21 protein-coding genes are annotated in these 25,155 nt (G+C 59.8%); 15 read left to right on the top strand and 6 right to left on the bottom strand.

Annotated features, from left to right (window positions below):
- Positions 1-71: 71 nt before the first annotated feature.
- From RG540_RS17035 to RG540_RS17020, 4 genes are read left to right on the top strand one after another with little or no spacing between them, the layout of a single operon-like run.
- Positions 72-1,430, top strand: coding sequence for a TolC family outer membrane protein (locus RG540_RS17035; RefSeq protein ID WP_038590342.1), 1,359 nt, complete (start codon positions 72-74; stop codon positions 1,428-1,430).
- An 18-nt stretch (positions 1,431-1,448) separates the two neighbouring features.
- Positions 1,449-3,605, top strand: a complete 2,157-nt coding sequence (locus tag RG540_RS17030; RefSeq protein WP_038590339.1) for a type I secretion system permease/ATPase — start codon at positions 1,449-1,451, stop codon at positions 3,603-3,605.
- Positions 3,606-3,643: 38 nt separating this feature from the next.
- Positions 3,644-4,894, top strand: a complete 1,251-nt coding sequence (locus tag RG540_RS17025; RefSeq protein WP_046600091.1) for an HlyD family type I secretion periplasmic adaptor subunit — start codon at positions 3,644-3,646, stop codon at positions 4,892-4,894.
- Positions 4,895-4,924: 30 nt separating this feature from the next.
- Positions 4,925-5,554: a ribbon-helix-helix domain-containing protein gene (locus RG540_RS17020; protein ID WP_244446577.1), complete on the top strand. Its 630-nt coding sequence runs from the start codon at positions 4,925-4,927 to the stop codon at positions 5,552-5,554.
- A gap of 50 nt (positions 5,555-5,604) precedes the next feature.
- Here the strand turns inward: RG540_RS17020 and RG540_RS17015 are convergent, their stop codons facing one another.
- Positions 5,605-6,402 carry a transglutaminase-like cysteine peptidase gene (locus tag RG540_RS17015; protein ID WP_051909492.1) on the bottom strand — a complete coding sequence of 266 codons (798 nt, stop codon included), beginning with the start codon at positions 6,400-6,402 and terminating at the stop codon, positions 5,605-5,607.
- Between the two features lie 442 nt (positions 6,403-6,844).
- On the opposite strand from RG540_RS17015, the gene RG540_RS17010 reads away from it, so the two are divergent.
- Both RG540_RS17010 and RG540_RS17005 read left to right on the top strand, forming a co-directional pair.
- Positions 6,845-7,999, top strand: a complete 1,155-nt coding sequence (locus tag RG540_RS17010; protein ID WP_038590333.1) for a type 1 periplasmic-binding domain-containing protein — start codon at positions 6,845-6,847, stop codon at positions 7,997-7,999.
- A 225-nt stretch (positions 8,000-8,224) separates the two neighbouring features.
- A complete protein-coding gene (locus RG540_RS17005) occupies positions 8,225-9,835 on the top strand; it encodes an FAD-dependent oxidoreductase (protein ID WP_038594081.1) in 1,611 nt (536 codons plus the stop codon).
- Here the strand turns inward: RG540_RS17005 and RG540_RS17000 are convergent.
- The 3 genes from RG540_RS17000 to RG540_RS16990 all read right to left on the bottom strand — a co-directional run bounded on the left by RG540_RS17000 (position 9,822) and on the right by RG540_RS16990 (position 13,133).
- On the bottom strand, positions 9,822-11,084 hold the full coding sequence (locus RG540_RS17000) for an O-antigen ligase family protein (protein WP_038590330.1): 1,263 nt from the start codon (positions 11,082-11,084) through the stop codon (positions 9,822-9,824). The two genes, RG540_RS17005 and RG540_RS17000, sit on opposite strands and share 14 nt — an antisense overlap.
- Positions 11,085-11,091: 7 nt before the next feature.
- Positions 11,092-12,348: a polysaccharide biosynthesis/export family protein gene (locus tag RG540_RS16995; RefSeq protein WP_038594078.1), complete on the bottom strand. Its 1,257-nt coding sequence runs from the start codon at positions 12,346-12,348 to the stop codon at positions 11,092-11,094.
- Positions 12,349-12,452: 104 nt separating this feature from the next.
- Entirely contained in the window at positions 12,453-13,133 is a 681-nt protein-coding gene (locus tag RG540_RS16990) for a sugar transferase (protein WP_038545957.1), read from the bottom strand.
- Positions 13,134-13,862: 729 nt separating this feature from the next.
- On the opposite strand from RG540_RS16990, the gene RG540_RS33480 reads away from it, so the two are divergent.
- A complete protein-coding gene (locus RG540_RS33480) occupies positions 13,863-14,159 on the top strand; it encodes an exopolysaccharide production repressor protein (RefSeq protein WP_038590328.1) in 297 nt (98 codons plus the stop codon).
- An 87-nt stretch (positions 14,160-14,246) separates the two neighbouring features.
- Positions 14,247-15,251: a glycosyltransferase family 2 protein gene (locus RG540_RS16980; protein WP_038590325.1), complete on the top strand. Its 1,005-nt coding sequence runs from the start codon at positions 14,247-14,249 to the stop codon at positions 15,249-15,251.
- Here RG540_RS16980 and RG540_RS16975 read toward each other — a convergent pair.
- Positions 15,242-16,186, bottom strand: coding sequence for a polysaccharide pyruvyl transferase family protein (locus RG540_RS16975; protein WP_038590322.1), 945 nt, complete (start codon positions 16,184-16,186; stop codon positions 15,242-15,244). The genes RG540_RS16980 and RG540_RS16975 overlap by 10 nt on opposite strands.
- A gap of 44 nt (positions 16,187-16,230) precedes the next feature.
- The gene (locus RG540_RS16970; protein ID WP_038590319.1) at positions 16,231-17,199 is read right to left on the bottom strand and encodes a glycosyltransferase family 2 protein; all 969 of its coding nucleotides are present in this window, start codon (positions 17,197-17,199) and stop codon (positions 16,231-16,233) included.
- 837 nt (positions 17,200-18,036) lie between these two features.
- On the opposite strand from RG540_RS16970, the gene RG540_RS16965 reads away from it, so the two are divergent.
- The 7 genes from RG540_RS16965 to RG540_RS16935 all read left to right on the top strand — a co-directional run bounded on the left by RG540_RS16965 (position 18,037) and on the right by RG540_RS16935 (position 25,099).
- Positions 18,037-19,185 (top strand): acyltransferase family protein, encoded by a 1,149-nt coding sequence (locus tag RG540_RS16965; RefSeq protein WP_046599949.1) that lies wholly within the window; start codon positions 18,037-18,039, stop codon positions 19,183-19,185.
- A gap of 3 nt (positions 19,186-19,188) precedes the next feature.
- Positions 19,189-20,004, top strand: a complete 816-nt coding sequence (gene exoK, locus RG540_RS16960; protein WP_038590316.1) for an endo-1,3-1,4-beta-glycanase ExoK — start codon at positions 19,189-19,191, stop codon at positions 20,002-20,004.
- 68 nt (positions 20,005-20,072) lie between these two features.
- Positions 20,073-21,233, top strand: coding sequence for a glycosyltransferase (locus RG540_RS16955; protein ID WP_244446689.1), 1,161 nt, complete (start codon positions 20,073-20,075; stop codon positions 21,231-21,233).
- Positions 21,234-21,271: 38 nt separating this feature from the next.
- Positions 21,272-22,252: a glycosyltransferase family 2 protein gene (locus RG540_RS16950; protein ID WP_038590312.1), complete on the top strand. Its 981-nt coding sequence runs from the start codon at positions 21,272-21,274 to the stop codon at positions 22,250-22,252.
- Positions 22,252-23,181: a glycosyltransferase gene (locus tag RG540_RS16945; protein ID WP_038590309.1), complete on the top strand. Its 930-nt coding sequence runs from the start codon at positions 22,252-22,254 to the stop codon at positions 23,179-23,181. Before RG540_RS16950 ends, RG540_RS16945 begins: the two co-directional genes overlap by 1 nt.
- Positions 23,178-24,203 carry a glycosyltransferase family 2 protein gene (locus tag RG540_RS16940; protein ID WP_051909488.1) on the top strand — a complete coding sequence of 342 codons (1,026 nt, stop codon included), beginning with the start codon at positions 23,178-23,180 and terminating at the stop codon, positions 24,201-24,203. The genes RG540_RS16945 and RG540_RS16940 overlap by 4 nt, the downstream gene beginning before the upstream one ends.
- Positions 24,194-25,099 carry a UTP--glucose-1-phosphate uridylyltransferase gene (locus tag RG540_RS16935; RefSeq protein ID WP_038590305.1) on the top strand — a complete coding sequence of 302 codons (906 nt, stop codon included), beginning with the start codon at positions 24,194-24,196 and terminating at the stop codon, positions 25,097-25,099. The genes RG540_RS16940 and RG540_RS16935 overlap by 10 nt, the downstream gene beginning before the upstream one ends.
- The last annotated feature ends 56 nt before the right edge of the window (positions 25,100-25,155 follow it).

The raw sequence follows: 25,155 nt of genomic DNA, 5'->3' as shown, positions 1-25,155 counted from the left end.
GCAAAAGAATTTTGGCGACGCTGTTGGCGACTGTAGCTTTGGGGAGCGTGTTTAGCGCGCCCGCCAATGCGATGACGCTTGATGAAGCGGTAGCAAAAACCTTGAAAACGAACCCGCAGATCATGCAGGCGGTAGAAAACCGCGAGGCTGTGGAATTCGAGTTGAGGCAGGCAAGGGGTCTTTATCTTCCTTCGATAGATTTGCAGGCGGGCGTAAGCCGGCGTAGACTGTCGAACAGCAGTACAGGTACGCTTACCCGCGACTATGAAAACTTCAAAGGGTCCGACGCGAGCCTGACGATTACTCAAACGTTGTTTGACGGCGGTAGTCGCCGTTCTCAGGTCGAGCAGCAGGCATCGCGCGTTGATGGCGCTTCGTTCCGCGTTGTTGAGCGGTCCGAGTCGCTGGCTCTTCAGGTCACTCAAGATTATCTCGAGTATATCCTTCAGTCCAAGATCGTCGCTATTGCGCAGCAGAACGTCGCTGCCCACAATCAGATCCTCGGCGATATCGGCGCCAGCATCCAGGGTGGTGCGCTGACCGACGCCGATCGTCTGCAGGGCCGCGAGCGACTCGAGGCGGCACGTGCCCGGTTGCGCGAAGCCCAGGAAGAACTGGAGCTCACGAAGATCCGTTTCCTGAAGACGGTCGGCGAACCGATCGGCCCTGTAAAGGTGCCGGTATCGCTTGCGAAGTTCGTCCCGAAGACGCTCAACGATACAATCTTCATCGCCAAGAAAAACAGCCCGCAGATTCATGCGGCCGATGCCGATGTCGATGCGGCGGATGCCGGTGTGCGTGGCTCGCGCGCCAACTATCTCCCGAAGGTCGATCTTCAGGGTAGTGCGCGGGTCGGCAACGACATCGATGGCAACCAGGGCAATACCAACGACGTTCAGGTCGGTGTGACCGCCCGCTGGAACCTCTATCGCGGTGGTATCGATCAGGCGCGCGAGCAGGAGCAGATCCGTCGCGCCAGCGAACAGCGTTACGGTTTGGCCCAGGCCCATCGCGAGGTCGAAGAATCCATTCGCTCCGCATGGAACGAGCGTAGCGGCCGCGGCGAACTGGCCGCGATCCTGGCGCGCCAGTCCTCGACGAACGGCAGCCTTGTGACCTCGTATCGCGAACAGTTCAAGGTCAATCAGCGTTCGCTTCTCGACGTGCTGGATGCCCAGAACACCCGTTTCAACACCAGCATTCTTGCGGAAACCGCACGATTTGCTTCCCTTTTCGCCGAATACAAGATCTTGGCCGCATCCGGCAGTCTGCTTCAATCGATGAAGCTGAAGCCGGTCGGTCAGGCTGAGGCGTATGCCCGGAATGAGTTTGCTGTCCCGGGTGGCGTCACGAATCCTGGCTATGTCGAAGTTGACTCCCGTCAAAAGGCTGGCATGCCCATGGATCTCCTGGCGCCGATCCGACAGTAACGGATTGGCAAGGACCAAATGCTCAACGTAAAGCTCGACCACGCAGATACTACGCCGTTTCGGACATTTAAAACTGCATTCAGGTCTGTTGCGAGCTTTTACGGGCGCCCGACGTCAGACATCGTCCTGTTCTCCGGATTGCCGGATGAGGTTTCCGAATCTCTGGAACTGGACGATGTCGAACATCTTGCCCAGCGTATCGGGCTGGAAGTCATCCGCCACGGCGAACGCGAGTGTCGCGAGGGCAATTTCGACTGCCCAGCCATCATCGTCTTCGAGAACGGCGGCGTGCTGCCGTTACTCGAAACCGATCCCGATGGAAACTACATCACAGATCTCGTTCCGGCCTCGGGAAATCCTGTCAAGCTGACGCGTCGGGAACTCGTGGCGCTGAAGCCGAGCTTCGGTTTTGCCTTCACGCTTTATTATCAGAACGCGTCCGAGCATGCCTCGGTGGGTACGGCCGGAGAAATCGAGCGCCGCCACTGGCTGTTGCGGGCGCTGGTTCCCTATTGGCGCACCTATATCCGCGTCATCATGGCTGCGCTGTTCATCAATCTGATTGCGCTCGGATCGCCGCTGTTCACGATGAACGTCTACGACCGCGTGCTTCCCAACAAGGCGTTTCCGACGCTTTGGGTGCTCGCCATCGGCATCACGCTTGCCTATACGTTCGATTTCCTGCTGAAGACCGCGCGTGCCGCCCTCATCGACCATGCCGGGCGAAACGCGGATTTGCGCCTGTCTCAGATGATCTTCGACAAGGTGCTGAATTCGACGCTCGCTTCGCGTCCGCTGTCGACGGGCGAATATGCCAACCGTGTCACGCAGTACGAGTTCGTCCGTGAATTCTTCACGTCCAACACTGTCGGCCTGCTGATCGATACGGCGTTCGTGTTCATCTTCCTGATCGTGATCTACGCGCTTTCAGGTTGGCTTGTGGTGATCCCTTCCGTGGCCTTGCTGCTTTCGGTGCTGATCGGTCTGCATGCCCAGGCCAAGATCGGTCACCGCATGGCGGCGGCCACCAACGAGGCGTCACGCCGTCAGTCGCTGCTGGTCGAGACGATTTCGACGATCGAGACCGTGAAGAGCCTTCGTGCCGAAGCGGGCATGCTGCGTCGCTGGCAGGAGCTGATGAAGCTCTCGAGCCGCACCAGCGAAGAAATCAAGCATGTCTCTTCGAATGCGGTGAACCTCACCAATCTTGTCCAGCAGATGGTCAGCGTCCTGATCGTGATCGCCGGTACCTATGAGTTTTCGGAGGGCCATCTGGCAATGGGCGCGATCATCGCGACCGTCATGCTGGCAGGCCGCGCTGGCGCTCCGCTCGGCCAGATCGCCATGGCGCTTGCGCGTTTCCGGCAGGCAATGACGTCGCTCAAGATCCTCGACAAGATCATGGAGCAGCCGGAGGACCGTCCGTCCACGGTGGGTTTCGTGAACCGCGAGATCAAGCAGGGCAGCTTCAGCTTCCAGAATGTCTCTTTTCAATACCCGGGATCTGACTACAAGGTCATCAATCAGCTTTCGTTGACCGTCGCTGCCGGGGAGCGGGTCGGGATCATCGGGCGCATCGGCTCGGGCAAGACGACGCTTGGCCGCCTTCTCGACGGTCTCTTCCTGCCGTCCGATGGTCGCCTGTTGATCGACGGCGTCGATATTCGCCAGTACCACATGTCCGAAGTCCGTTCGGCGGTGGCAGTAGCCGGGCAATCATCCGATCTGTTTTCGGGGACGGTGAAGGAAAACCTGCTGATCGGCCGTGCCGATGCGACGGACGAGGAATTGCTCCACGTGTCGCGGATGACCGGCGTCGAAGAGTTTGTTTCCAACCATCCGCGTGGTTTCGACATGCCGGTCGGCGAACGCGGCAGCAATCTCTCCAGCGGCCAGAAACAGGCTCTGGCGATCGCGCGCCTGCTGCTGACCAAGCCGAAGATCGTCTTTCTTGACGAGCCGTCAGGCGCCATGGATCTTGCGAGCGAGCGCCATCTGCTCGCCAAGCTGTCGACCGCATTCAGCCGCGACACGACGCTGCTGATCGCCACGCACCGTTTCAGCATGCTGGAACTGTGCGACCGCCTTGTGGTGATCGACAAGGGCCGCATCGTTGCCGACGGGCCGAAGGCTGCCGTGCTCGAGGCGATGCAGCGCAAGGGAGCAAAGCCGTGAGCAAAGGCGTTCACGACAATCCTCCGTTCTTCGCTCGCATGCTGGTCGGCCTGGTGGCGGCCTGCATGGCGACATTCCTCGCCTGGGCCGCACTTGCGGAGATCGACGAGATCGCCCGGGGCGAAGGCAAGGTCATTCCCATTTCCAAAACCCAGATCATCCAGTCGTCCGAAGCCGGCGTTGTGCAGGACATTGCGGTTCAGGTCGGCCAGGTGGTCCACAAAGGCGATCTGATCGTTCAGCTGAACAATACGACAACCGAATCGACGCTCGGCGAATCGGTTGCCAAGGCAAGGGCGATCGGTGCGAAGATCGCACGCCTGCAGATGGAAGAAAAAGGCGAGTACGACCAGCCGTTCGTATGTCCGGCGGATGTCCTGAAGGTCGCCAAGAACGTCTGCGACAACGAAGATCGGCTGTTTTCGGCAAACAAGGCCAGTTACAAGAACAAGTTCGATGTGCTTCAGGAGCGCGTGAAGCAGCGTCAGAATGAACTCAGCGAAGCCAATGCCAATATCGATCGGCTTGAACAGAATATCGCCTCCTCGATGCGGCAGCGCGATCTTTACGGTCCTCTCGCCAAAAAAGGGCTGGTCTCGCAGACGCAGCTTCTGACGATCGAAAGCCAGCTTACGGACCAGCAGGGTCAGCTCAAGGTTTATCAGGAAAGCCTGATACGCCTTCGTGGTGCTGTCGATGAAGCAAAGCTCCAAGTGGGTGAAATTTCATTGGCGGTTCGTCAACAGGCCCTCACCGACAAGGCGCAAGCTCTCGCAGAGCTCTCGGTCATCGATCAAACGATCCGCGGTGCTTCGGACCGCGTCAAGCGTACCGACATTCGCTCGCCGGTCGACGGCATCGTCAATACCCTGGAAGTCAATACGATCGGTGCTTATGTGGATCCGGGCCGTGTGGTTGCCGGAATTGTCCCGACGGCCGATACGCTGCTGATCGAAGCGCGGATATCGCCACGCGACGTCGCGTTCGTCCGCCGCGGGCAACCGGCGATCGTCAAGATCACGGCCTATGATTTCGCGATCTTTGGCGGGCTCGAAGGCGAAGTGACCAACGTTTCCGCTGACAGTATTGTCGAGAAGGAAAAGGGCGAGACTTACTACCTCGTCCAGGTCAAGACCAACAAATCGGAGCTGGAACGCAACGGCAAGTCCTATCCGATCATCCCTGGCATGATTGCGTCAGCGGAAATCATGACGGGCCGCAAGACAGTCCTCAGCTACCTTATGAAGCCTATCAATCGGGCGCGTTCCGATGCGCTTACCGAGCGGTAGAGGCCTCCAATGAAATCAGGTGCGCTTTCAATGTCCGTCATCGAACCTGCGGGTGACCCGCTGCCGATCATCGACAAGGAAGAAGTCGAGCCGCGTTTTCGCGCGGTTGTCGCGCGCAATGGCGAGCGCCGTGGTATCAGGCTTGAGAAGATTTATTGGGAAGGCCTCAGCCGGATGTCGGCGGCGGGCAAGATAACCACGGGCGATCTGGTTCAGTACACTGCGGCCCAGATGCCGGAAGCGGGCAATCTCACCTCGTTGCTGCGCGTCCTCAGCCTTAAATGGGCGCTTGGGCGGCTGGCGACGGTCGAGGATGTCTCGTCGCTCGAAAATCTCAACGCGCTGGTCCAGGCTTCGCCGTCGCCGACGGTGGTGCTGACACGTGAAAAGCGCCTGCAATTCTTCAACGAGCCGTTTCTCGTCATGCTTCGGCAGCGGTTGGTGGGGGAGGATACGTCGCAGCTGATGAAGACCTTGAAGTTCTCGATCGACACGCAGATCGAGGATGCCATGGATACGCTGCAGATGAACCGTGGCAAGACCTTGAATACCGGCTTCACGATCTCCTGCGCCAGGCAGGTCATCAAGGGTCAGATCAATCTGGCCCTTGCCCCGGCACACGAAAAGCCGATGCTGGTCGGCTATATTTCCCGTTATTGATGTTCTCAAGGTTTAAGGCCGGAGCGCAACGCGCGCCGGCCATGGAAAGCTTAGAAGTTGGCGCCTTCGCCCGGCGCAATCTTTTCCAGCGGCGTCACCATCGCCACGTTCTGGTCCTTGCGGCGTGAGCCATGCAGGAAGCCCTTGCCGCCTTTGATAGAATAGAGCGGCATGTAGTCGGGAAGCTGGGTATCGAGGAGAACCTGATTGCGCATGTTGTCGAGAATGAAGAACTTGCCGCCGGCTTCGACCGAGAGGATGGCATGGTAAAAGTGGCGCTTCTGGTCGAACAGGACGACGATCGACATCTGGTTGGGGTCGATGCCTTCCGCACGAAGCGCCGCCATCTTGAGGATCGCGAAATCTTCGCAATCGCCCTGCTGTAGGCTCAGCGTTTCCTGGGGAGTGCTCCAGCGGTCGGCGACCTTGTAGGCGTCCTGGTCGGTGCGGTAACGGATGGACTGGTTCACTGCGGCGTTGACGGCATTCAGCTTGTCGCGGAGCGACGATTGCGACGTGTTCATGCCGACAAGCTGGATGGCGGCAAAGGCAGGGCTGCAGCCCTTGCCGTTGCATTTCACCGCGGTGCCATTGTCCATCTCTTCGAGAGCCGGAGCGAGCTTCTTCAAGGCGGCAAGCCGCTTGAAAGGAATAGCCACCGTATCGAACACGGCGCCGTTGGACGGTGCTGGTTCTACTCGCCGGGATGGGTAAAGGTCGCCCGGCTTGATTGCGACCTCGGTCACGTTCGCAGGTCTTGCCGCAGGCAGAGCGATCTTCGAGCCGAGCTCGCTGAATGTCTGAAATGCTGCGGCAACCTGTACGTTTCCGAATGCAAGCGAAGCCATGATGGAAAGCGGCTTCGGAAGATATTCAAGAAAATGACTTCCGATGATCGATACCGTTGATCCAGTATTGATCTGAAATTGTTGCTTTGTTATGGGTGAAGATAGTGCCGCGGAAGCAATTAATGGTAATACTAGTGTGGCGACGACTGCGGCTTTCAACGTATTCTTCTTGTTTGCCATTTTTTGTCTCCCTTGTTGAGGAGAAGTTAGCAAAGTCGCCTGAATTTCTGGTTTTTGAAGATAGATAATCTATAAATAAGTTATTTGAGAGAAAAAGCATAAAATTTTATATTCATACGTGGGCGCTTGTTAATGAGTTTTGTCTGGGCTAGCATGCCGCCGCGACAACCAAGAAGGCCGCAGAGTGGTCCACGAAATGCCCCAGGGACGTTCATTTTTTTACTGTTCAGATCTCGCCGACATTGCTCATAAAACCTTGCGAATGACGACGCGCCTGCATCCGGTACGCTTATGGCTGCTAAGTCTGTTTGCCGCCGCCGTTCTCTCCGGCTGCGAGTCCTCGTCCGTCGCCGACAAGGTTCTGGACGACAAGGCGCTGAAGCCGCCGCCGTCCATGGTTGAGGAAACATTCGGCCGGGGTTCGACGGAAATTACCCTGCTTCTGACAAAGGCGCCGAACGGCATCTATGAGGGCGCCGCGCGCGACATACGCGACGGTGCGGCGCTTGCTATCGGCGAACTTGACGATGCCGCTGTGATGAAGATCAAGGTGGTCGACGTGGCGGGAGGGCCAGCTACTGTGGCTGCGGCGCTCGCAACTGCCAAGGCACGCGGTTCCGGTCTGCTGATCAGCTATGCGCCGCAGGCGACGACGGCGGCGATTGCCGCCATTCCGGCCGATCAGCGACCGTCGCTGATCAATCTTTCAAGCCCTGTGGCGGGCGCGAAAGTCTTCAATTTCGGGTTTGACGAAGTGGCGAGCGTTGCTCGGGGTGTGCACCCGGTCATCGCTTCCGGCCACAAGAGAGTTATCGCTCTGACGCCCAATAGCATAGCCGGTGTTGACGAAGAGCGCCTGAGATCGGCCGTCAGCCAGGCCGGCGGTGCGCTGATAGGTGTGGTTCGTTATGATCCAGCCGCCCCGCTTGGTGACCTGCTTACCCGCAACAAGGCTTTGCTCGATGATGCCGGTGCCTTGGTGCTGATGGGTGATTCTGCGGCGATCGGGCCTATCTTGAAGGGTGTCAGGGCCTCTTTCGGCAAACTGGCCGTTGTCGGAACCAGCCATTGGCCGATGGAGCTTTATACCGATCCGGCAGCGAGCGGCGTCATCATCGCGGCGGTCGATCCGGATGCTTCTCTGTTGATCGGCGAGCGCTATCGCCGTTTCAACAAGCGTTCGCTCTCGGTCTATGCCGCCGAGGGTTACGACAGTATCGCGGTCGCTGCCGGCATCGTCAGAGGCAAGGGTGCTGCGGCACTGACGCCGGAAATGCTAACGACAAAGACCGGTTTTCGAGGGGTTACGGGTCTGTTCCGCTTTACACCGAGTGGCATGGCGGAGCGCAAGATCGGGCTTTACAAGATCGACGGCGGCCGGTTGGTGGCTATCGAGCCGAAGGCGGTCAGCTTCTAGCGGTGCATGGTCGTCGATATTGGAAATCCTGCCGTAACGTTGATCGGAATTGGGACGGCCGGCGTCTCATGCGGCATCGTCGTCGGATGATGGCTCTATAAGCCTCGACATTTTAGCGGCCAATATCAAATCCGATGTTTGCCAAGCCTCATCCGCATGGGCGGTTCCCTTTCTGCCGGCATGCTCTATGTGCTGGTAATCCAAGGTTCTCTCTCAAAGGCATACATGGCTTCAGCAGATACTGAGACTGAGACGACGGATGTCTGCATCGTCGGCGCCGGCCCCGTCGGGTTGGCACTCGCCTTCAAGCTGGAGGAGTTGGGGCTCTCGGTAACCCTTGTCGAGATGGGTGCGGGCGGAGCGACGGATGATGCCGGTGCCGGTGGTATCGAATTCACCAACGGTCATCATGCAGCTTCGATCGCGATGTCCCGGCCAGGCATAGGCGGCGCTTCCGCGCTCTGGGGCGGCCGGTGCGTTACCTTCGACGATATCGATCTACAGAAGCGAGATCATGTACCCTTTTCCGGCTGGCCCATTTCTCACGAGGAGCTTCGCCGCCACTATCCGGAGGCGCTGACATTCCTCAATTGCAATGCCGCCGAGCCTGCTTTTGAGGCGATCGACGTTTCCGACCATGGGGTCGATACGAACGCTCTGGAGCGATGGAGCCGGTCTCCGGATCTTGGCCCGGTTTACGGAGAGCAGCTCAAGGCTTCCAAGCGGATTCGTCTCGTCAACACGATCGTCACCGGGATCACGCTCGATGGTTCCGGTGGACGTGTCGAAGGTCTCACCACCTATCGTGCGGGGCAGGAAAGCCAGATTACGGCTAGGACTTTCGTGCTTGCGGGAGGAGGGTTGGAAAATGCCCGCCTGCTGCTCGCTTTGCGGGAGAGACGGCCAGAGGCATTGGGCGGTATGAGCGGTCCGCTCGGCCGTTTTTATCAAGGGCATCTCACGGGCTATATTGCCGTGCTGCAATTCGACAGGTCCAGGATCGCGAGCCATTTCGCCTTCAATGTCGACGACGAAAACTATGTCTTTCGTCGCAGGCTGCAGATCGTACCGGAGATCCAGGCAGAGGAGGGGCTTCTCAACTGCGTCTTCTGGATCGACGCGATTTCGGTCGCCGACCCCGCGCATGCCTCAGGCGCGCTGTCGCTCATCTATCTGTTCCTGAAAATGTTCGGCCTCTACCGCCGTCTCTCGAATGGCCTTGCGCCGACGGCCAAGGGACCTGAGAATATCGACCGCCGGCAGCATTGGCGGAATATCCGCGCCGATCGCCGCTTGGTATTCGATCTGTTCGGGTCGCTTCTCAATATGTTGGAGCGGCGCATCGAGCCGTGGCGCACGCTGATCAATCCGAAAGGTCGTTATCTGCTTCGCTACCATGCCGAACAGGTGCCCAATCCGGAAAGCCGGGTCCACCTTCAACAGGGTGGAGCGGGCAGGCAGGCCGCCCTTGTCGTCGATTATCAAGTGGTCGAACAAGACGTCAGTTCGGTCCTGAAATCGCACGAGATTCTCGATACGTGGCTACGTCGAACCGGGCTCGGTCGGCTGGAATATCTACATGATGCTGCCCAGCGGCAGCAGGCCGTGCTGAGCCAGGCATTCGACGGCTATCACCAGATCGGCCTCAGCCGCATGTCCGATACACCCGACGATGGCGTCACGGATGCCAATTGCCGCGTGCATGGCATCGGCAATCTTTATCTCGCCGGCAGCGGCCTGTTCCCGACAGGAGGCCATGCCAATCCGACACTGCCGGCCGTGGCGCTGGCGCTCCGGCTCGCCGAGCACCTCTTCGAAAAGCTCAAGCGGCAATAGTCCCCCGGCCTCCGACGGGATGAGAGGTGAACGCGGTGGACTTCTGGCGAAGGGTCAACCGGCCAGCCGCGTAGAACATCAGGAATGAACCGATCTGGTAGGGGAAAAGTACGTCGACTTCCACGAAGGCCCGGATCAGCAACAGAACGCTCAGCGCGCATAACAGCGTCGACGCGGGATCGCGATTGCGGCTCAGCATCGCGCTCAGATGGCCGAAGACGTTTATCAGCATGATCATGCACAATAGGGCGAGCCCGATCAGGCCGGTCTCGACGGTGACCTCGATGAACGTGTTGTGGAAATGGAAGCCGCTGCGGGCCGTGATGAAGAAATCGTCCCATAGCCTCTCGGCATCGGCGAAGCCGGGAACCCAATAACCCTGATAACCGGTGCCGAGAACCGGGTTATCACGGATCGCCTCGATTCCCTGCTGCCAGAGGTAGGTCCGTCCCGTCAGCGTCGAATCCTTGCCGAAGATGCCGAGAACGGCATCGACAGCGCCCATCTGCAGCGCTCCGATGATCGCGACCACGCCGATCACCACCAGCCCGGCGACCAGCAGCTTGCGGTGATTCGGCGAAAGCTGTGCGACCGGCATATAACCGGCGCAGAGCGCCAGGACGCCGGCGGTCGTAATGGCAGAGGTCGCCGATTGCGAGGCGAGAAGGCAATAGGCGCTCAGGAGGCCGACGCCGCCCGACGCCATCAACCAGAGACCTTTCTGCCGCCAGATGAGCAGATAGGACGCGGCGAAGAAAAGACCGAGCGAGGCGTAGAAACCGAGCTGGTTCTTCGAGGAGAAGGCTCCGACGAAACTATAACTGCCGTCGATGGCGTCGTAGAGGTAGGTTCCGAACAGCATGGAGAAGACGAGCACGATCGCCGTGCCCAGGATCGCACCGCGGGTCAATGTCAGCACACTGATCGTGCGCATGGCGATCAGCGCACAGACGACATGCGTCAGGTATTGTATCGCGGTTCGCAGCGAGATGCCGAAGGCGGGCGACCAGAAGGCGGAGACGAAGCAGAACAGCGCAAATCCGAATATCCAAAGATATTTCAGATAATTGCCGAGAGCCTGCCGATAGTCGGCAACTACCAGCAGGAACCAGAGGCCATAATAGGCGAGGATCGAAATCTGCCCGAACCGGCTCGAATAGGCGAACACGAAGAAGGACAGCGCGACCGCAGCCACGCCGTAGACTTCATTGCGAGCCGGGTCGATCAGCGCAGATTTCGCAATCCTCATGCGATCCTCATTGCATCAGGAGCTCGGCGGCGACCTTGATGACGTCGCCGGGCAGAAGCTTGTCGTTTTCGCCGACGGCGACCTCTTTCGGCCCCTGGCCCTCGTCCCGCACCACGGTGTATTTGATGGTGGCGGACTTGCCCGAAGGGTCGAATTTCAGCGCCTCGGCCGATTGAGCCACGGCTTCCGACATTAGCTCGCGGCTGGTTCCGAGCTGCAATCCGAGCTTTTCGAGTTCGGCCTCGGTGTTCTGCAGCTCCTGGGCGCGCTGGGCTTCCCAGTCGTTGCGCAGGTTGATCTCGTCCTGGTTCGCCTTGTTGATATCCTGCTTGGCGCGAAGTATTGACGTGTCGATATCAAGGAGGTTCGCTTCGATGGTCGCGGCCCTTTCCTCGGCGGTGATGCGGCGGCTGGAGGTCGCCAGTCCCTGTTCGGTCAGCTTCGCCATTTTTTCCCGGTCCTCGCTGACGAGCTGCAGCTGCCGCTTCTGGGTATCGGTCTTCTGGCTGAGAGATTGGACCTCGTTTTCGAGCAGCGTCCGCAGGTCGGTGAGAGCCTTCAACTGAAGCTCGTAGCGTTCTCGCCGCGATTTCATCAGCGAGACTTCGCTGGCGATCAGCTTTTCGGCATTGCCGACGTCCTTGAGTTCCGGCGGGACTTTCATTTCGGTAGCACCGGCGACTTCCGCCAGCAGCCGGGCGCGGCGAGCGAGAAGCCGGCCGCGTTGGGAATCGTAGACCGAGGCGTCGCCGCGGGCATTGATGAAATCGCGGGCGAAACGCTGGCCCGAATCAGACCGGAGAAGACCGCCGGCAAGGCTGATGGCCTTCAGCACGGTCAGGTTGGGGGTATAGGGATATTCGCCCGGCGTATGCACGTCGCCGGCCAGGAAAACCGGCCGGAACTGGGCAATTTCCACGGAAGCCGATGGCAGGTTGCGCAACGCGAATTTGCCGCGCAATTCCTCGCCGATGGTTTTTGCGACCTCGCCCGCCGTCTTGCCGGCTGCCGGGAGGTCGCCGATGAAGGGGAGCGAGAGCGATCCGGTCGGCCCGATGGTATAGTCGCCGCTCACCGCATCCCAGTTGCGGATCGTGCCGTCGGCCGGCTGCCACTCGGCGACGCGGACGCGAAGCTTATCCATCACGCCGAGGCGATAACCGGTCTCTTCCGCAGTCGCGCTGCCGGCCAGAGCGACTGTGATCGCACCGGCCAGAAAACATAACGCACGCAGGCCTCTCGCGGAGGCAGTTTGTGTCTGCATGGATTTTTCCTTCAAAAGGCGCGGAACCAGTCCGCGCTCGAAGCCCGCCAGATTTGCCGATCCCGTCAAGTGGGGTCCGACGCCTCAGCAGAGGGGATGGACTGTCAGTAACTGCCGCGCGCCATGCAGACGGCGGGGATCGTTTTCACAATGATTGCGACGTCGCCGATCAGCGACCAGTTCTGGACGTATTGGGTGTCGAACGCGATACGGGTATCATAGGAAACGTCATTGCGACCGCTGATCTGCCACAGACCGGTGAGGCCCGGGCGCGTGCTCAGGTAGAAGGCCGCAAAGCTGTCATAGAGGTTCAGTTCCTCGTCGACCACGGGGCGGGGACCGACAACGCTCATTTCGCCACGCAGGATGTTGAGAAGCTGCGGAAGCTCGTCGAGGCTGAGCTTGCGCAGCACGGTGCCGACGACCGTCACCCGAGGATCGAACTTGAGTTTGCGCGTCGCTCGCCATTCCTCCGCCGCTTGCGGATTGGCTTTCAGGTAGTTTCGCAGGACTTCATCGCCATTCACGGCCATCGTGCGGAACTTGAGGCATTTGAAGGTACGACCGTTGTGGCCGATCCGGCGATGCCCATAAAAAATGGGGCCATTGTCGGAGAACTTTACCAACGCCGCGATCATCAGGAAGATGGGACTGAACAGGATGAGGGCCAAGGCGGCGGCGGTGATATCGAAACTTCGTTTTGCCAAGCCCCCAGTTGGGAGAGTCATGCGGGCTTGGTCTGACGTTGAGAACGGCGAACCTGCCGAACGTGTCGCTGACTTCATAGAGTGAACTCCACTTATGTTTTGCGATAGTCGGTGCCATTACGGCGCGTCATTGAGCGTTAATGTGATAATAAGTCTGTGTTCGCAATTTGATGAAGATCAAACTTTTCCGCCAACCGCATCCCGCCGGGGTCTGGGGCCGATTTCCAACCCGCGATTGGGCGGGAACAACTTGGGAGATATACGCCGGAAACGCAGTCAATACTGTACTCTGCGTGTAAAAGCGGTCGAGTAGCTAATATTCCCGACTTGGTTCAAACTTATCCCGGCATTCTCTCCTGTTGGTCGCCTAGTCATAGATCGCTCAGCTTCTTGAGGATGGGGACCAAAGTAGCTTGCGTCTGGGACCAAAGGCCCACTCCTGCTGCGCCGCAATACAATGCTGCAACGCAACAACGCCTGTCGGTTTCGAGTTAGCTTTGTAACAAAAGTTGATGGGGTTTGAGGGGAATTGAGAGGTGCGGCTGGCGAGTTCGTTCCAACCGGGGCGAATCCGGGCGGAAATGTGGCAAAAGCGAGGCGCAGTGCTTGTGGCGCTGTGATAGAGATGGGCTCGCTGCCTGCAGTATTTGTTCGGAACCTCATGGACCTTACGAAAGTTTCACCAATAGTCTGGCATTATCGAGATCGGAAAACTTGAATCCTCTCCTGCAGACTCATATGGTTGTCTTATCGGGAGAGGAGCCTGAAAAACCACGAACTGAACAGCCACGTTCGGGAGGAACGATCATGTACGCGCCACGCGTCTTTATCAGCATGACAGTGACTCTGATCGTGTTCGCGGTGGCTGCGTATCTTATCACCGGGTCGTTCTATACCGCAGTTATACAGACGCTGATCTGTGCAGTCCTGATCCAGGCGGGATATTTCGCCGCTGTCCTTTACCTCGTTCGCCGTGAAAAGCAGATACGGGAGGCGGGCGCGACTTCGGATGCTGCCGCGGCTACCAAAAGCTCCAAGGATGGCAGCCGGCGCGACGGATTGCGTGCCGATGCCGCCCCGAACCTTCCGGCCAGCGATACATGACCGCTCTGACGCTTTTTTCCGCCAGTTTCATACGAGGGCCATTTTCCTGAGCCCATAGTTGCGGACGGATGCAACATGGAGAGGGCTATGGTTGAACACGCTTCCCAGACGATCTGCGTCATCATCGCGGCCAAAAACGCCGCTGAAACCATTGGAATCGCGATTCAATCCGCCTTGAACGAGGCGCATGTCAGCGAGGTCGTGGTGGTCGACGACGGCTCCACCGATAAGACCGCGGACGTCGCGCGCAGATCGGATGATAGGTCAGGACGGCTGACGGTTGTCTCGTTCGATCAGAATCGCGGCCCCTCTGCTGCCCGCAATCATGCCATTGCCATATCGACGGCGCCGCTGATTGGTATTCTCGATGCCGACGACTTCTTTTTTCCGGGCCGGTTTGCGCCGATGCTGGCGGAGGATGGCTGGGACCTGATTGCCGACAATATCGCCTTCATCTACGAACCGAGCGAATTCATTCGCCCGGAAAGGTTCGAGACGCGGGCGCGGAGCATGTCGCTTACTGAATTCGTGGAAGGCAATATTTCCAAGCGCGGGGTCAAGCGCGGCGAGACCGGTTTCATGAAGCCGGTGATGAGCCGAGCGTTTCTCGACGCCCATGGTCTTCGCTACGACGAAAACATGCGTTTCGGCGAGGATTACGATTTCTACGCCCGGGCGCTCGCCAAGGGCGCGCGCTACAAGGTGATCGAGCATTGCGGCTACGGCGCCATCGTGCGCCAGGATTCGCTGAGCGGCCGGCATCGCACCGACGACCTGCGCAAATTCTACGAGGCGGACGACGCGCTCCTTGCAGATCCGGCGCTTAGCGAAGAGGAAAGGGCAGTGATCGTCCGGCATCGCGACCATACGCGCGACCGCTACGAGTTGCGTGCCTTCCTCGACATCAAGTCGCAGGCGGGGAATGGCGCCGCCATCCGGCGCTTGCTCTCCCACCCGCAGGTCCTGCCGGCCGTGGCGACCGGCATATTCCTCGACAAGCTCGATCTCCTGCGCGCCAGGTCGTCCAAGCCGCAGGCACAGCCGGTCGGCATGCGCTATCTTCTGCCCGGCATACCCGCCGCTCAGAAATAATCGCGGCGGATTCCTTCCAGCATCGTCCGGAATTTCTCCTTGCGCTCCTCCAGAACCTCGACCGGGCTGAGCCGCGGCTCGGCGCGGCTTGCCTGCCAGAGCGCCAGCACGGATGGGGCTGCGAGGAACTGTTTCGCCATGCCGCGAAGGCCGCTTTGTGACGGCGGCGTGTGGGTCATGACTTCGCCGCCATGGGTGTCTTGTGCGGCCGGACGTGCCGGCTCCTGACGGTCGAAGTTGATGCCCCAGAAACGCGAGCGTTTGGCTACAGCTTCGGCTCGGGTGGAGACCGGCACGTAGCGAGGTTCGTATGTTGTCCCAACGGATTTGGCCCAGTCATTCCATTTGAAATTGTTGATGGAACGGGAGCTGCTGACGGCCACCCACGGCACCCGGAAGGCATCCGCCAGGATCGCACCATGCATGGATTCGGCGATGATCAGCTCCGACTGGGCTATATGGCGGATGACCGACTTCGCTTCGCCGCGCGGATCGAGATAGGTGAGGCCGACGGGCTCGCAGACGGCGTTCCACATGCCGAATTCGGCCGACTCCCAATGGGGAATGAAGGTCTTCTTGTGGATTTTCGGCAGGTTCTGGAATTCCGGCATGTCGGCGATCATGACCGCCGGGTCGGTGATCGCCTTGTCGGTCGAAATGCCGAGTTTGGCGGCCGTCAGCGGACCGCGAACCGCCCGCACATCCCATTCCGCCGCGTCCGTGACATCAGGCGGCGTGCCATAACCATAGCCGCTGCCGATCACCAGCTTCTTCTGGCCGACAGGCAGCAGGACCGGATTGAGGACCGTGCCGACGCCGACTAGCAGGACTTCAGGATGGACGTCCCGAAAGCCGGGTAGCAGCGCATCCCAGAGCCAGAGATTGAGATCGTCGCCGAAATTGCCGTGATGCGATTCCCAGTAGTACGCTTTCATGCGGGCCTCCGTGGGATGATGAATTTGAAAGGAAACGCAAGCATTTAGCGTGCGCTGCGGCCGAGTTTCCCGGCTCCGAGTTCGAATGCCGCTCGGATCAGCGCGGGATCGCGCATGACCCAGCGGGCGAGCAGGCCAAGGTCTGGCGCCTCGCGGCGTTTGACTCGTCCGGCCTGGCTCCAGAGCGCCTGCCGGCGGGCGGTGTTCTTGTAGGATGCGATCGAGGCGACGTCGCTGGGGCGGGAGCGGAAGCGCTCCTCCAGCGTATCGAGCGCCACCCAGGTGTTGAACTGCTGTCGCAGGAACTGCGGAGAACGATTGTCGATGCTGTGGAAGATATTGAGGCCCATGCCGCGGGCCGCACCCTCTTCGTCGCAAAGCAGGGTTCGCTTCGATTTCAGGATGCAATCGACGAAGAATAACACGTCTTCAGCCGCCAACCGCAGGGAGGGCTCGAAACGAACCGTTTCGAAGACCGGCCGGGCGATGACCATGCAGGAGAGATGCAGGAAACTCCAGTTCTTCAGCATGACACTCGCGAGATCCGGCATTTCGATCAGGAGCGGGTTTTCGGAAAGCCGCGTGCCGCCCTCCGCCTGTTCGAGCTCGGCCATGCCGAAGTGGTAATAGAACTCGTCGCTCGCCTGCATCGAGGCCCAATAGCACTCGGCATCGAAGCGGGTCATGCTCTCGAAAGCATTTTTCAGATGATCCGGCAGCCAGACGTCGTCCGAATCGAGAAGTGCCGCGAAACGGGTCGAAGCCGGGACGTTGTCGAGGCCGGTATTGCGTGCGGCACCTGGCCCGCCGTTCTGCTGGCGGATTACGCGGATGCGGGATCTCCAAGCATCTTCAATGTCTTGAAGCTCCATATCTGCGGAAAGGGGCGACTCGTCGTCGACAATGACGATATCGAAGTCCTGATAGCTCTGATCGAAAATCGATTTCAGCGCGCGGCGAAGAATGCCGGCTTCCTTTTGGAAAAATGGGATAACAACCGTGAACGTCGCCATGTTTTTGCCCCTGCCTTTTCAAAGAATTACAAGCCTCTGACGTTTGTCGGGCTCCGGGTTGACGGCAGTGCGCTGCCGTATCGAATGACCTCCCGTAACAGGATTTGACCATATGGCTCCCGCCAAGACGATCACACTGGCCTCGGCCGAGCGCGTTATCAAAGACCGTTACATTCGGGCTGAAATTTGTCACGGGCTCCAATCTGGCAAGACCGCGAGCCTTAGAGGATCTCGGATCGGTCCCTCGAGGCACCACCCGGTGCTGTTTTCGGCGATGATCTGCCGGTCGTCCTGCGCATCCTCGCAGTGCAGTTAACGAAGCCTTATCTGGAGGCGGCAAGCGGCGGTGCGGCCGGGGGAGAACCCATCAATTGGCGCCTTTTTGCTAACTGAGGGCCTGGTTGCAGAAAATTCAGGACGTCGTCCGCCGCCGCGGATCCCGGCGAAGCAGCCAGGGCCGGCTTTGCCCGATTGTGTCCCAGATTTGCCTAGATTACGCCACATTCCACGTCCGTTTCAGGGCGAGGAGGTACATGGATACGAAAGGGCTAGCCGTTTCGGCCTATTGCAAAAAGATTTTTTTCTGCTGCTGCGGTGCAGCATTCCGAGCCCCAAAGTGGGCCCTGAACCCTTGAAAATCATAAGTCCTCGAAGCCGTATCGGACGTCGGGACGGGAGCCTCTTCGAGCCTCAGTATTTCCGCGCGGGTTGCTTTTTTGCTGCGCCGCCACATTTTGTGCCAAACTCGGCACGATCCTTTTTGCGTGACTGCGGGCTCAAGTCTGCTCTGATTGAAACGGTGGTGACGGGAGGCACTGCCCAAAAAGGGTGACTCGTTTGACTGTCGATCCAAACATATCCTCCCGTATCAATTTGATGCGCATCCTGCTGATCTCCGGCATTCTCTTCGTCCATGTGCCGCATGATCCCGACACCAGCCCGTTCTTGGCGCTGAATGGATTCTTCGATTGGCTCAGGGTTTTCCTCGGGGATAGCCTGTTCCGTATCGGTGTGCCCTGCCTCAGCGCGATTTCCGGCTATCTACTGTTCCAGCGGGGATGGGAGACGTTCGATTATGCCAAGACGCTTCGCTCCAAGGCGAAGACCGTTCTCTTGCCTTTCCTGTTGTGGAACCTCGGTCTGCTCGGGGCTATCTTCGTCATCCAGCGCGTCGACATGGGCGTTGGATACTTTCCCGATCTCTGGAACATCTCGACGCGCGAACTCCTGAGCAACGCGTTCGCGACGGAAGGCTTGCCGATCAATATTCCGCTCTACTTCCTGCGCGACCTGATCGTCTGCATCCTGCTGTCGCCGATCCTTGCCATGCTGGTGCGGCGTTTTCCGGCAGCGACGCTCGGCGTTCTGTTCCTGCTGGCAATCACCCCCATGCTGACGGTCGGCATCGTGCTGAAGAAATCGATCCTGTTCAGCTTCACCCTCGGCATCTTCCTGGCGCTCTACCGGGTGGACCTCAAGTCCGCGGACCGGTTTGCGGTACCGGGTACGGCGGTGATGCTTGCCGCCGCGGTGCTGCTGTCCATCGGCCTCTACTGGACCGGCCCGGATTTCCCCTGGCCTCTCGACATGGCGCGCAACGCGCTTTCGATCCTCGGAGCCGGTGGTTTCTGGCTGATGTCGGCGATCATCATCCGTTCCTGGATCGGTCAACGGCTGGCTGCCACCGGAAGCCTGAGCTTCTGGATGTTCTGCGCCCATTATCCGCTGCTCGTCCTGATGTGGATGGTGTGGAACCGCGTGGCAGGCGACGACCTTTACCCGCTCTTCTACGGGGTCGCCGCCGTCGCAAGCTTCGTCATCCTTTTTGTCAGCAACCGCCTCGTCTCGCACAGAATGCGCGGTCTCTACGAGGTGTTGACCGGCAGCCGCGGTCGCAAGGCCAAGCTTCTGGCCGCCACCAAATCCCACCCACTCGCCGAGGCTTCTGGCCCAGGCGAACCCGCAATAACGCAACAGCACAGGTGAAACATGACGGCCAAGGCCAGACAGATTCAACTAACCTGCCAGGTTATCATCGCAGCCGCGGTGTCTGGACTTCTTTCGCCCGCAGCACAGGCTCAGCAGGCTAACGCGGGCAAGTCCTTCGTGGAAAACTTCGACGGACTCAACCGTTCCTTCTGGTACGTCTCGGACGGCTGGAACAACGGCAAACATCAGAATTGCAACTGGTCGAAGAAACAGGTGAAGGTCGAGAGCGGTAATCTGCAGCTCAGTTTCGCGCAGGACAAGACCGGTGCGCAAGACAAGCCCAGCGACCGCGACTTCGCCTGCGGTGAAATCCAGACCAATGCGCGTTTCGGCTATGGCACCTATGAAGTGCGGATGAAATCCGCATCGGGCTCGGGCCTCAATTCGGCGTTCTTCACCTATATCGGCCCGACTGACAAAAAGCCGCATGACGAGATCGATTTCGAAGTGCTCGGCAAGAATACCGGCCAGGTCCAGCTCAATCAGTATGTTTCCGCCAAGGGCAACAACGAAAAGCTGGTGCCGGTCGCCGGCGGTGCGGACCAGGGTTTCAACGACTATGCCTTCATCTGGGAGGAAAACCGCCTCCGTTACTTCGTGAACGGCAAGCTCGTTCAAGAAGTAACGGACAAGGCGAAGATACCGCAGAACCCTCAGAAGATTTTCCTCAGTCTCTGGGGAACCGACACGCTCAAGCAGTGGATGGGCGCATTTTCCTACACTCAGCCGACCTCGATGACCGTCGATCGGGTCGCTTTTACTGCGCTCGGCGAGCCCTGCCGCTTTCCTGAATCCGTGCTCTGCACGCTCGGCTGAGCCGCCTCGGCGGCTCGACAATGGAGTTGGACGATTTGACGTTGAACGTTCTCTATCTCGCGCATGACATGGCCGACGCGGCCATCCGGCGGCGCGTGCTGACCTTGAAGGCCGGTGGTGCGAGCGTCACCGTCGCCGGCTTCGAGCGCGGCGCGAACGTGCTTGCCGACGAGCGGGATGTGACGACCGTTTCACTCGGGCAGACAGCGGACGGGCGTTTTGCGCAGCGCATCGGGGCGGTTCTGGCCGCTCGCATGAGGCTGAAGCGGACGCTGGCCGATATCGCCGCGCCCGACGTCATCATCGCCCGCAACCTGGAGACGCTGGCGCTTGCCGGACGTGCTGTGTCCATGTTCAGCCGCCGGATTCCTGTCGTTTACGAATGCCTCGATATTCACCGCCTGCTTCTCGACGAGGGGATGAAGGGTCGTCTGATGCGCCAGGCGCAGCGGTTCTTCGGCCGCCGAGCGAGCCTACTGATCACCAGCTCCCCGGCGTTCGTGGATAATTTCTTCAAACCGCGTTCAGGCCTCGACCTTCCTGTTCTGCTTCTGGAAAACAAGGTGCTCGCTCTCGAGCCGGAACCGGTGTCCGAGCCAATCCTGCCCCGTCCGCCGGAGCCGGGCAAGCCCTGGCGGATCGGCTGGTTCGGAGCGATCCGCTGCCGCAAGTCGCTCGATATGCTGATCGATTTTGCGGCCCGCATGGACGGCAAGGTTGAGATCGTGTTGCGCGGCCGTCCCGCCTACAGCGAATTCGACGATTTCGATGCGACGGTCGCGGCCGCCCCGCATGTCGAATTCCATGGTGCCTACCGCAATCCGGAGGATCTCGCTGCGATCTACGGCGACGTGCAGTTCGCCTGGGCGATCGATTTCTTCGAGGAAGGACTGAATTCCAGCTGGCTGCTGCCGAACCGCCTTTACGAAGGCGGGCTTTACGGAGCGGTGCCGATCGCGCTGGCCGGCACGGAGACCGGCCGTTTCGTCGGCAAGCGAGGCATTGGCCTGGTGCGCAATCACGTGACGCCGCAGACGCTCGAAGCGCTGTTCGGTGAGATGACGGAAGCGCGCTACGTCGACCTTTTTTCCCGGCTTGCGGCCGTCGAGCGCTGTCAGTGGGTGACCGGACCGGCGGAATGCCGCGCTCTTGTTTCGCGGCTCGCCGCCCTACATCCCAACGTCCCGTCGCCGGCCGAAATGTCGGCCGTTTCAACCGTGCAATCGTGAGGTGGAGTATGGTTTTGCGTTCTCACTCCAATGCCCAGATGTCCGAGATCCGGACGCTTCTGGTGATCCCGTGCCTCAACGAAGCGGCGACGATCGCGCCGTTGTTGCATAAGCTGAACGGCCAACGCGGCGACACGGACATGCTGATCGTTGTCGCCGACGGCGGCAGCCAGGACGGCACGCCGGATATCGTCCAGGACCTTATTCCGGAAATCCGCGACCTCGTGCTGATCGGAAATCGCAAGCGCATCCAGAGTGCAGCCATCAACCTCGCGGTCGACCGGTTCGGCGAGGATCGGGACTTTCTCATCCGCATCGATGCGCATGGGGATTATCCAGACGATTACTGCCGGACGCTGCTGCAGGAGGCCGTCGAGATGGATGCCGATTCTGTCGTGGTCGGCATGGAGACGATCGGTTTCGGCACCTTCCAGAAGGCGACCGCGGTGGCGCAGAATTCCAAGCTCGGAAACGGTGGTTCGAAACATCGCGCCGGCGGCGGCGGCGAATGGGTCGATCATGGCCACCACGCGCTGATGCGGATTTCGGCCTTCCGGGCTGTCGGCGGTTATGACGAGAGTTTCAGTCACAACGAGGATGCCGAACTGGACTTCCGGCTGCGCGCGGACGCTTTCCGCATCTGGATGACCGGCAAGACCTACATGACCTATTATCCGCGTTCGACCGCCTCGGCGCTGTTCCGACAATATCTCGCCTATGGCCGGGGCCGGGCGAAGAACCTCGTCAAGCATCGTACCATTCCAAAGCTCCGGCAAGCGATCCCGCTTGCAGTCGCGCCGGTCGTCGTCGCGGCGCTGCTTGCACTTCTCTATTGGTGGGCGGCGGTGCCGATGGTCGTCTGGGCCGCGGCCTGTATCGGTTACGGCTTCTGGCTCGCCGTCGGGCAGAAGAACCCCTACGGCCCACTTGCCTCGCTTTCGGCGATGATCATGCATTTCGCCTGGTCGGCCGGCTTTTGGCTGGAGCTGATCGGCATCCGACCACGGAGGATCGCTTGATGACGGCAGAGGAAAAGCCGCTCCGCATCGATATCGGCATCTGCACCTATCGGCGGCCGGAACTGGCCGAGACGCTGATCTCGCTCTTTGGGATCGCCATCCCGGCAGGCGCGGAATTGCGCCTGATTGTCGCCGACAACGACGCAAGCCCGAGCGCAAGCGGGTTGGTGGACCGTCTGCGGGATCGTTCACCGTTCCCGATCCGCTACGTGCATTGCCCGAAGTCGAATATCTCGATCGCGCGCAATGCCTGCCTTGCCGAAAGCGATGCGGACTACCTCGCCTTCATCGACGACGACGAGACGGCGGAACCGGAATGGCTGGCCGGACTGATGGCGATGGCGAGGAGCACGGGGGCTGATGCCGTTCTCGGACCGGTCCGAGCCGTCTACGGATCGCAAAGCGCCAGCTGGATGCGCAATGGCGATTTCCACTCGACGATGCCTGTCTGGGTCGGCGGGCAGATCAGGACCGGTTATACCTGTAACGTCCTCCTCCAATTGCGCTCACCGGTCGTCGCAGGCCGCAGGTTTGCGCTCTCGCTCGGCCAAAGCGGCGGCGAGGATACACATTTCTTCACCGCTTTGACCGATGCCGGCGGGCGGATCGAATTTGCGCCGGATGCGGTGATCGAGGAACTGGTGCCCGAAAAGCGGGCAAGCTTTTCCTGGCTTGCCAAGCGCCGTTTCCGCTCCGGACAGACGCATGGCCGCATTCTCGCCGCCAAGAACTCCGGTCTCGGCCGGCTCAAGCAGACGGGTCTCGCGATGCTGAAGCTCGGTTATTGTCTGGCGGTGACGGCAGCAGCCATTCCCTCGCCGGTTATCCGCGTTCGCTACGCCCTTCGTGCGGCACTCCATGCCGGCGCCGTCACGGGCACGCTCGGCGTCCGAGAGATCCGCCAATACGGAGCCGCCGAAGCCACATGACGATGCATGATCTGCAGGCCCCAAATTTCCAGCCCGACGTGAGTTTCGTGATTGCGGCTTACAACGCCGAGGAGACGCTCGCGCGCGCGATCGACAGCGCGCTTGCGCAAATCGGCGTGACGCTCGAAGTGATCGTCGTCGACGATTGCTCGACCGATGGGACGCGAGCAATCGCGGAGGCTTATTCGGATCACCGCGTCAGGCTGATTGCCCAGGCGGTGAATGGTGGGCCGGCTGCTGCACGTAATGCCGGACTTGCCGCGGCAAGGGGGCGTTGGGTCGCGATCCTCGATTCCGACGACTCGATTTACCCCACCAGGCTTTTGACCATGCTGGAGCGGGCGGAGAACGCGCAGGCGCAGATCGTCGTCGACAATCTCGACGTCATCCCGTTCGACCATGGCGAGCCCCATGCGATGTTCTCCAAGGAGGCGCTCAGGCAGCGGTCGATGCTGACGCTTGCCGATTTCATCGGCTCGAACGTGATTTTCCAGTCGACCTTCAACTTCGGCTACATGAAGCCGATCTTCGAACGCGCGTTTCTCGTCGAGCACGGGCTGCGCTTCGACGAGGCGCTGCGGGTCGGCGAGGACTATCTGCTGCTTGCTTCTGCCCTGGCGAGCGGTGCGCGATGCGCGATCGTGCCAGAGATCGGATATGTCTATCACCTGCGCCAGGACTCGATTTCGCGCGTCCTGGAGCAGAGCCACTTGGATGCGATGCTGGCCTCCGACAGCGCTTTTCTCGCCCGCTACAAGCTGGATGCGAAAGCCTCGGCTGCCCAATACAGGCGCACCCGCAGCATCCTCGAAGCGGGTTCATTTCTCACGCTCGTCGACGAAATCAAGAAGGGTTCCGTCGGCGGCTTCCTGAAAACGGTAATCGAAAACCCACGTGCGCTCCGACTTTTGCGCATGCCGATCGCCGTTCGCATGCGTCGGCTGGTAAAACGGCCGACGTCAACTGAAAATCCGATCAATAGGGCGGGGGCGCCCTCAGAAAGGACGAAGGAATGGACATGAAAAGACCAGTTCGAAAGGCGGTGATACCCGTCGCAGGCAACGGCACTCGGTTCCTGCCGGCCACCAAGGCCATGCCGAAGGAAATGTTGACGATCGTCGATCGACCAGTCGTTCAGTATGCGGTCGACGAAGCCATGCAGGCGGGAATCGAGAACATCATTTTCGTGACCAGCCGCAACAAAACCGCGATCGAGGACTATTTCGACAGCGCGCCGGAACTCGTCGCGACGCTGACCCGTTCTGGCAAGACCGTGCAGGTTACCCAACTCGAAAAGATGCTGCCGGTCGCCGGCACCGTCAGCTATACGCGCCAGCAAGTGCCGCTGGGACTTGGTCATGCGGTCTGGTGCGCCCGCGAACTGGTGGGCAACGAGCCCTTCGCACTGCTTCTGCCCGACATGGTCTCCTACGGCTCGCAGGGTTGCATGGCGGGGCTGATGGATCTCTATGAAGAAGTCGGCGGCAATGTCTTCGCGGTCGAGGAATGCGCACCCGAAGAGACGTCGAGCTACGGCATCGTGGGGGTCGGCCACAGCGTGCCGCACGGTTTCGAGGTGACGGAAATGGTCGAAAAGCCGAAACCTGCCGAGGCGCCGTCCAATTATTACCTGAATGGGCGCTATATTCTGCAGCCGGAAATCTTCGAACTGCTGGCCCGGCAGGAACGCGGCGCCGGCAACGAAATTCAGCTGACGGACAGCATGCACAAGCTTGCGCAGGTCCAGCCGTTCCATGCGCATCCCTATCAGGGGCGCACATTCGATTGCGGTAGCAAGCGCGGCTTCATCGAAGCGAATGTCGCCTTCGCCATGCTTCGCCAGGACATGGGGGCCGAGATTTACGCCTCCATCAAGGAATTGATTATGTCGCACGAAACGCGGGTCAAGGCCGCCTGACGCGCATTCAAGTCATACGAGACGGATGGCGGCGGTTCCGCCATCCGTCCCCCAAA

This window comes from Neorhizobium galegae bv. orientalis str. HAMBI 540, assembly GCF_000731315.1.
Taxonomy (GTDB): domain Bacteria; phylum Pseudomonadota; class Alphaproteobacteria; order Rhizobiales; family Rhizobiaceae; genus Neorhizobium; species Neorhizobium galegae.
Note: the sequence above shows the minus strand (reverse complement) of the source record. Positions and strands in the feature narration are given on the sequence as shown.

Excerpts from the sequence above, each read along its gene's own strand:
- RG540_RS16950 (WP_038590312.1), top strand. The coding sequence starts at position 21,272 with ATGTCCGAGATCCGGACGCTTCTGGTGATCCCGTGCCTCAACGAAGCG.
- RG540_RS16970 (WP_038590319.1), bottom strand. The coding sequence starts at position 17,199 with ATGGCGACGTTCACGGTTGTTATCCCATTTTTCCAAAAGGAAGCCGGC.
- RG540_RS17010 (WP_038590333.1), top strand. The coding sequence starts at position 6,845 with ATGACGACGCGCCTGCATCCGGTACGCTTATGGCTGCTAAGTCTGTTT.
- RG540_RS16990 (WP_038545957.1), bottom strand. The coding sequence starts at position 13,133 with ATGAAGTCAGCGACACGTTCGGCAGGTTCGCCGTTCTCAACGTCAGAC.
- RG540_RS16980 (WP_038590325.1), top strand. The coding sequence starts at position 14,247 with ATGGTTGAACACGCTTCCCAGACGATCTGCGTCATCATCGCGGCCAAA.
- RG540_RS16940 (WP_051909488.1), top strand. The coding sequence starts at position 23,178 with ATGACGATGCATGATCTGCAGGCCCCAAATTTCCAGCCCGACGTGAGT.
- RG540_RS17005 (WP_038594081.1), top strand. The coding sequence starts at position 8,225 with ATGGCTTCAGCAGATACTGAGACTGAGACGACGGATGTCTGCATCGTC.
- RG540_RS17020 (WP_244446577.1), top strand. The coding sequence starts at position 4,925 with ATGTCCGTCATCGAACCTGCGGGTGACCCGCTGCCGATCATCGACAAG.
- RG540_RS17030 (WP_038590339.1), top strand. The coding sequence starts at position 1,449 with ATGCTCAACGTAAAGCTCGACCACGCAGATACTACGCCGTTTCGGACA.
- RG540_RS16995 (WP_038594078.1), bottom strand. The coding sequence starts at position 12,348 with ATGCAGACACAAACTGCCTCCGCGAGAGGCCTGCGTGCGTTATGTTTT.
- RG540_RS17000 (WP_038590330.1), bottom strand. The coding sequence starts at position 11,084 with ATGAGGATTGCGAAATCTGCGCTGATCGACCCGGCTCGCAATGAAGTC.
- RG540_RS17035 (WP_038590342.1), top strand. The coding sequence starts at position 72 with ATGACGCTTGATGAAGCGGTAGCAAAAACCTTGAAAACGAACCCGCAG.
- exoK (WP_038590316.1), top strand. The coding sequence starts at position 19,189 with ATGACGGCCAAGGCCAGACAGATTCAACTAACCTGCCAGGTTATCATC.
- RG540_RS16975 (WP_038590322.1), bottom strand. The coding sequence starts at position 16,186 with ATGAAAGCGTACTACTGGGAATCGCATCACGGCAATTTCGGCGACGAT.
- RG540_RS16955 (WP_244446689.1), top strand. The coding sequence starts at position 20,073 with ATGGCCGACGCGGCCATCCGGCGGCGCGTGCTGACCTTGAAGGCCGGT.
- RG540_RS33480 (WP_038590328.1), top strand. The coding sequence starts at position 13,863 with ATGTACGCGCCACGCGTCTTTATCAGCATGACAGTGACTCTGATCGTG.
- RG540_RS17025 (WP_046600091.1), top strand. The coding sequence starts at position 3,644 with ATGCTGGTCGGCCTGGTGGCGGCCTGCATGGCGACATTCCTCGCCTGG.
- RG540_RS16935 (WP_038590305.1), top strand. The coding sequence starts at position 24,194 with ATGGACATGAAAAGACCAGTTCGAAAGGCGGTGATACCCGTCGCAGGC.
- RG540_RS16945 (WP_038590309.1), top strand. The coding sequence starts at position 22,252 with ATGACGGCAGAGGAAAAGCCGCTCCGCATCGATATCGGCATCTGCACC.
- RG540_RS17015 (WP_051909492.1), bottom strand. The coding sequence starts at position 6,402 with ATGGCTTCGCTTGCATTCGGAAACGTACAGGTTGCCGCAGCATTTCAG.